Source organism: Sulfitobacter sp. HI0129, from assembly GCF_001635395.1.
Classification (GTDB): Bacteria; Pseudomonadota; Alphaproteobacteria; order Rhodobacterales; family Rhodobacteraceae; genus Sulfitobacter.
Window position 1 is genome coordinate 1 of record NZ_LWGH01000573.1, and the last position, 6,170, is coordinate 6,170.

A 6,170-nucleotide genomic window follows, 5' to 3' on the forward strand; every position below is an offset into this window, starting at 1 on the left:
ATCCAGTCTTTCGCAACATCGACGCCGATGTAGGTTTGGGGCAAAGTCACTGTCCTGTCCTTGATATTCGGGGTCGGCACTACGGGCGCCCCTTGCAACTGTTCAGGTTCAAATGGCGACGGCGCAAATGGGCCCCTTGCTACTCAGCGGGATCTACCTCCCCGGGATGGAACGGGGTCCCACCTGCGTTCCCAGTATGCCCGACCTTGAACACACAAGGATGGAGCATCATGAGCAAGACAACGAACAAGTATTCCCCTGAAGTGCGCGAGCGAGCGGTTCGCGTGGTTCTAGATAATGAGGGTCCGCATGAGAGCCGCTGGTAGAAGGTGCAGCGATTCTACACAAGCAATGATGAGCGTGAAAGTGTGGCTTAATCGCTCGCGTGAATGAGGTTTCTTAAGTTTCCCGGACGTCTTCTCCGCCTAATCTCTTCAGCCGCGCGAGTTGGGCAAGCATCTTGGCTCCGGTGTCCGCCGTGCCAGATGCGGAGGGGTCCATCGCCATGCCTGACCTGTGCGGCAGGGGCTGCATTCCCATCAGTTGGCGTGTGCGCAGGGCTGCATATTCGGCACCGCTGGCACCGCCGGTGAGGTAGCGATTGTAAGCCTGCGGGCTGCCGAGAAGAGCTCGTCCAAACCCGTAGGCGCCTCCGAGCCCTGCGGAGAGGGCGGGCATCATGATGTTCCCGGAGATCGCGCGGACGATGAATGGTGTGGCGAAGAGGAAGCCTTTGGCCATCAGGATCATCATGAAGAACGGAATCAGCGCCCCGATGTTGGAGGCGCCATCCGGATCACCGAGTTCGCCCATGAGCGCGGTCGCGACGCCGGTGATGGTCGCGAACACGCCGGCGACCACAACCGGGTAAATCGCGAAGGAGATGAGAGCGGAGAGCCAGCGCGCAAAGTAGTCCTTCGTGACCTCGAAGAGCGTGAGAAAGATCATGACGGGCGCGATCCCGATCAGGAGCGCAATCATGAGGCGCGAGGCCACGAGCACGAAGGCGGCCAGTCCGCCGAGGATTGAAAGTAGGAGAACGCCCAGAACGTCCATGAGCGCACCCGCCATCCAATTGAGTTCCGATCCCGCCGCATTGAGATACTCACCGAGCTCGGCGATGAGCCGGTCGAACTCTTCAGCGAAAGTGCCGGAGGGGCCGGGCGTGCCGCCACCGACCGAGGCCACGAGCGAGCCGGCGATACTGTCGATCCCGTGTAGGATCGCGGATGAGACGGCGTTGAACTGCACCCAATTGGTTGCGAACACGCCGATCAGTGCGGTCTTTATGGCCAGCCAAAACGCGGTGCGGCCATCCATGGCGCGGTACTGATAGATCATGTTGATGCAGACCAACATAAAGACAAGCGTCGCGCCTAGGACGAGCACTGTGCCCACGGTCGCGGCGACGGCGCCGAACTGTGTCTCGGCGGCGGTGTCGAGGTAGCCTTGGGCTGTTTCTACGAAATAGGTGACAACGCTCATGACGGAGCTGCGCTACCAATTTCCGTCGGCGCGGCAGATATCCATGACCGCGGGCCGAAGCTCGTTGGCGCGTTCGTTGTACTCGCGCGACGCCTCAAGCATCTCCCAGCGGTCGGCATCCTCAAACCGCTCCTGAAACTCGTGCTCCGCGGTAGCCCAGCTTGGGAACCGTACATCGCAAGGGCAGGCGCCTCCTAGAGCGATTTGTTCGAATGCTCGGGTACGGTAGATGTCCTGCACGAGCACACGTTTGTAGGCGTCCTGCGCGGGTAGGTCTCGGATCCAGTTCGGCTCGTCCGGGCGGTCCGGACAGATCGATGCTTCGGCGGTATGTGGGGTTTTCAAGTCCGTTTCCGCTGTGCTCGGAACGGCACTCATGATGATCAGGAAGACTGCGAGACACTGTTTCATAGCCCAGACCCGCCATCGTCCGGAGCAGCCAGCACACGTTTGAACAGGGCGGTATGTCCGGTATGGGCGAATGTGGCGGGGATCACGGACACCAGTTCCCAGCCCTGTTCGCCGCGCAAATTCAGGTCGTCCTGCATTTGGGCAAGGCTGGCTTTCTGGTTCAGCGGATAGCTCTGTATTTGGTACTCAAAGCGCGTCATGCTTGGCCTCCTCGCTGATATCGGTGCCCGGAAGATAGAATTCGGTGATGCCGCGTTGACCGTCCTCGCGGCCCGCTTGAATGATCACGTCGATCGAGCTTTCGATGTATTGGACAATATCCTGGTAGGTCATCGGGATGCCTGTCTTGAGCGCGGCGATGGCGAGACGCTGGACGGCGAGCTGCGGGGTCTCAGCGTGAAGCGTGGTCATCGATCCGCCGTGTCCGGTGTTGATCGCCTCGAGGAAGGTCATTGCCTCCTTGCCCCGAACTTCGCCGAGGATGATGCGGTCGGGCCGCATTCGCAGGGTTGCGGCCAATAGTGTGTCGGCGGACTGACCGGCGCTGTCTCGGTTTGCGATCAGCGTGACGGCATTGGGTTGCTCAGGAAGAAGCTCTGCCGCCTCCTCGATGGTGACCACACGTTCATCAGCGCTCACGAGGGAAAGGATTTTGCGGGCCGCAACGGTCTTTCCGGTCGAAGTACCCCCGGAGACGATCATGTTGAGCTTGTGTTCGACACAGAACCGGACCGCTTCATAGATATCGCCGCCGGCCACGACCTCACGCAGCTCGCGATTTCTCTCCTGCCGCAGGACCTCGAGTTTGCGTTCGCGGCCGTAGAGATAACGCAACTCGATCTGCTCAAGGGGCAGGCTTGAGAAGTACCGGAGCGAGATCGACATGCCGGAGAGGACGGCCGGCGGCATGATGACTTGAGCGCGGATTGGGCGACCACGGTAGGTGATCGAGACCGAGACGATCGGTCGGTCCTTGCTCATGGTCGTGTTGGCGCTCGAGGCAATCTGGCTTCCGAGATCGCGCAGGTCGGTGTCGGTCAGGCGTTGGTCGAGCGCCCGCATGAAATGATCGCCGTGGAATTCGCCCCAGCAGCTGCCGTCTGGGTTGATGCAGATCTCGATCACATCCTCCCGCGTGGCGCAGGACAGCTTGTCGAGGGAGGCTTGGAGGTAGCTCAGCGTCATGACCTGTAGATCTCCAGGTCTCTGTCCACCATGACGCTGACGCGCGCGCCGGGGCGCACATGTATGACGGGCCCCAAGGAGAGATAGTCGCCGATGACACTCTCAGTCGCGCCCTGGAGTTCCGCGCTTATCTCTGCTCCGGCCTCGGCAAAGGGCTCATCAGCGAGGCTGGACGCACCGATGTTTGCGACGGCGGATATGATCGAGATCAGTGCGGCTGACCCGAAACGCGCCAAGAAGCGTGTGTCGACAGTTCCTGTGACACCGGACCTGCCGAGTTCATCACCCCCATAGGCGCTAAGCCGGATGGTTTGGCGCGAGGGCAGGACGAGCCGGTCCCAGGCGATTGTTACGCGTTTCTGCGCGATGTCGGCGCCGGATTGATACCGGCCGATGAGGCGTGATCCACGCGGGATGAGGAGCCGGGTGCCGTCATAGCTATAGACATCCTCCGAGACGATGGCGCGGGTGGGGCCGGGGAGGGTGCTGTCAAGCGCGGTTTCCATCACGGCCTGGATCATCGTGCCCTGCATGATGGTGTTCGATGGGTTCGCTATGATCTCGGACGGGGTGACCTCGCTGGTCGCACCACCGCCGCGGATGAAGTCCGCCACGTCGCCCAAGCCTGTGGCCTGATTTGCGTCCGAGCCCTCAGTGGTCGTGGTGCTGAAGGCGAGAAGCGGCGAGGTGATACGTCTCTCTTGGAAGGCGCGCGCCTCTTCGGAGCGCCGCTCCAACTCGGCGAGGCGCCGGGCCTCTTCCTCGCGGGCTCTTCGTTCTTCGTCACTGAGGCCCGGTGTCGGGACATCGGGACCCAAACGCGCAAGTTCAAGATCGAGGCGGAGCTGTTCGAGTTCGCGGTCCCGTGCGGCGAGCGCGGCCTCGAACCGCTCCTGTGCCGCTTCGGAGGCGGCTTCAAGGTCGACAATTTGGGCCGTCAGCGCGTCGATCGCCTCTGACGATGCGGGGTCTTCGGTTCCCTCCTTGGCCGCGGTCAGAGCGTCGATCTGGGCTCTCAAAGCTTCGATTTCCGCGAGCAGAGCGATGTCGGGCTCCGCTGCAGGGGTTGGATCCGGCTCGACGAGCACGATCTCGGGTTCGGGGGGAGGCGGCGGGACAAAAGGTTCAATCTCACCAAAGCCGTCACCCTCGGACTGGAACTCATCCGGTGTCGCCGTCGGTAGGGCAACCTCCTCGTTGGATCCGGACACGAGCAATAGGGCAGCGCCGCCCGCGAGAATGAGCAGGACGATCAGGACCGCGAGGAGCGGCGTACGACGTTTCCGGCTCGAAGGGTGCGTCCCTTTGCCTTTCTCAAGGGCGGCGAGCCGTCGCTCGAGGTCCGGGTTGGGCTCATCGCTCATGACACATGCTCGGCGGGAGAGAGGGCGGCGATGCAGATGATCTCCTGATCCAGACGCAGGACCCATTGACGACCGACACCGGATACGCGGATGATACCCGGTGCCGAGGTGGCCGTGTTGACGGTTCGCTCTCGCCCGTTCTGATGCCGAAAGATCGCCGGGATTGGCGCATTCGGCGGGAATTCGAAATACGTGAACGTTCCATCGTCCCAGACGCGGGTGGGCGTGATCGCCGTGCGTGCGCTGGCGCCATAATTGTAGTTGGGCGGGGCACTGGCGATGGCGGATACGGGATGGCGTTCATCCTCGGGATAGTGGAACTGGACCACGTAGAAGGTCGCGTTCGTGACCTCTTCGACGTTGAAATAGTAACTTCGGCGGTTCGTATAGACGGTCACATTGGTATGGACGCCCCGGGCGACGGGTTTCAGGGCGAAGGCTCGGCCACCGGGGACCCCGTCGATCTCGAACCCTTCGGTATCGCCCGCGATAATCGAGCGAATGGTTTCGCCGGGGGCGAACTCGACCGTCGTCACATGGGTGAGCGAGACGTTCAGCCGAAACACTTGGCCTTCCTGATAGGTGGCCACCCGGACCCGCTGGTCCTTGGGGCCACTGCGGGGAATGTCCTCTGCATAAAGGAGGCCGGGGAAGAGTGAGGTCGCGAGGCAGACGGCCAGGAGGGAGCGGATGGGCAAAATCAGTTCTCCAATCTGTCGGACCGGATCGCATAATCGACCACGGTGAAACCGAAGGGGTTGGTCCAGACCTGATCGATTGAGCGGCTTTCCTCGGGTCGGAACGCGAAACGCAGCGTCGTGGTGAAGAGGCCGGCTTGAACGCCATTGAGAGAGGTCAATCGCTTTCTTAAGCGCACGGTCGCCCGGCTGTTTCCGAGCAGGTTGATGCTCAGGACCTCGACGTCGAGCTCGGCACTGGGGCCATAGACCGTCGGCGGGTAGTTCTCGTTCGCTGAGTTCCAGACCTGCCGGAGGGAGGCTTCCGCGGCGCCCTCGGACCGGCGCAGAACCCCGCGAATGCGCAGGTCGTTGTCGAGCTGGTTGAAGGTCTCCCGGTCCGTCACATAGCGAAACACCTCGGCCTCGACGATGGCGCGGTTCTCGGTGACCGTTGTCGCCCCGACCGAGGCCTCGGGCAGGGCAAAGCCCGTCTCCGGATCGTAGGGGACGACAACGGGCGGTGGATCAACATCAAGGATGGCCACGGCCGCGGCGCTTAGGCAGCCCAGAACACCGAACGTGAGGCTCCCCAGCGCAAGCCGCTGCCAGTGCCGTTCCCGGCGCAGGGCTCCGTAGACGAGCTCCTCTTCGATGATGGCGGTCTCTTCGTCCAAGGCTTCGCCCCTATCGCGCCTGAAGCTCGGGGAGCGTGAAGTCCATATAGCGCCGCTCTTCGGCAATCGTGGCGGCATCGATGACGCCCCCGGTCCCGTCTCCCACGGTCTGAACGGCTTCGAGTTGCCACATGGCGACGAGGGCGATGGCCAGTTCCGCTGTGACGCGCGTGTTGAGGTCGACACTGGCTTTCAGCTCACCCATGTCGTCGATAAGACCCACGAGGCGCTCGACGCGTTCAAGAGACTGGCCCGCGTCGTCGTAGCTGTTTTGCGCAGCCGCCGAGACCAGTGCGCCGGTGGTGGCCTGTGTCGCGACGCGTGCGGCGCCGGGGTTGCCGCTTCGGGCCATCTCGCTCAAGGTGTCGTAG

At 62.3% G+C, this 6,170-nt stretch carries 8 protein-coding genes; all 8 read right to left on the bottom strand.

Annotated features, from left to right (window positions below; translation table 11 throughout):
• Positions 1–399 precede the first annotated feature (399 nt).
• Positions 400–1,485: a type IV secretion system protein gene (locus tag A3764_RS15370; protein ID WP_067951737.1), complete on the bottom strand. Its 1,086-nt coding sequence runs from the start codon at positions 1,483–1,485 to the stop codon at positions 400–402.
• Between the two features lie 12 nt (positions 1,486–1,497).
• Positions 1,498–1,896, bottom strand: a complete 399-nt coding sequence (locus A3764_RS15375) for a hypothetical protein (protein ID WP_067951738.1) — start codon at positions 1,894–1,896, stop codon at positions 1,498–1,500.
• On the bottom strand, positions 1,893–2,096 hold the full coding sequence (locus A3764_RS15380) for a DUF4177 domain-containing protein (RefSeq protein WP_067951739.1): 204 nt from the start codon (positions 2,094–2,096) through the stop codon (positions 1,893–1,895). The genes A3764_RS15375 and A3764_RS15380 overlap by 4 nt, the downstream gene beginning before the upstream one ends.
• A complete protein-coding gene (locus A3764_RS15385) occupies positions 2,083–3,081 on the bottom strand; it encodes an ATPase, T2SS/T4P/T4SS family (protein WP_067951740.1) in 999 nt (332 codons plus the stop codon). The genes A3764_RS15380 and A3764_RS15385 overlap by 14 nt, the downstream gene beginning before the upstream one ends.
• Positions 3,078–4,445, bottom strand: coding sequence for a TrbI/VirB10 family protein (locus tag A3764_RS15390; protein WP_067951741.1), 1,368 nt, complete (start codon positions 4,443–4,445; stop codon positions 3,078–3,080). The genes A3764_RS15385 and A3764_RS15390 overlap by 4 nt, the downstream gene beginning before the upstream one ends.
• The gene (locus tag A3764_RS15395; protein WP_067951742.1) at positions 4,442–5,146 is read right to left on the bottom strand and encodes a TrbG/VirB9 family P-type conjugative transfer protein; all 705 of its coding nucleotides are present in this window, start codon (positions 5,144–5,146) and stop codon (positions 4,442–4,444) included. The genes A3764_RS15390 and A3764_RS15395 overlap by 4 nt, the downstream gene beginning before the upstream one ends.
• Entirely contained in the window at positions 5,146–5,799 is a 654-nt protein-coding gene (locus tag A3764_RS15400) for a virB8 family protein (protein ID WP_067951743.1), read from the bottom strand. Before A3764_RS15400 ends, A3764_RS15395 begins: the two co-directional genes overlap by 1 nt.
• Before the next feature lie 10 nt (positions 5,800–5,809).
• Positions 5,810–6,170: type IV secretion system protein (locus A3764_RS15405; protein ID WP_330220534.1), on the bottom strand; the 361-nt coding region annotated here is incomplete at its 5' end.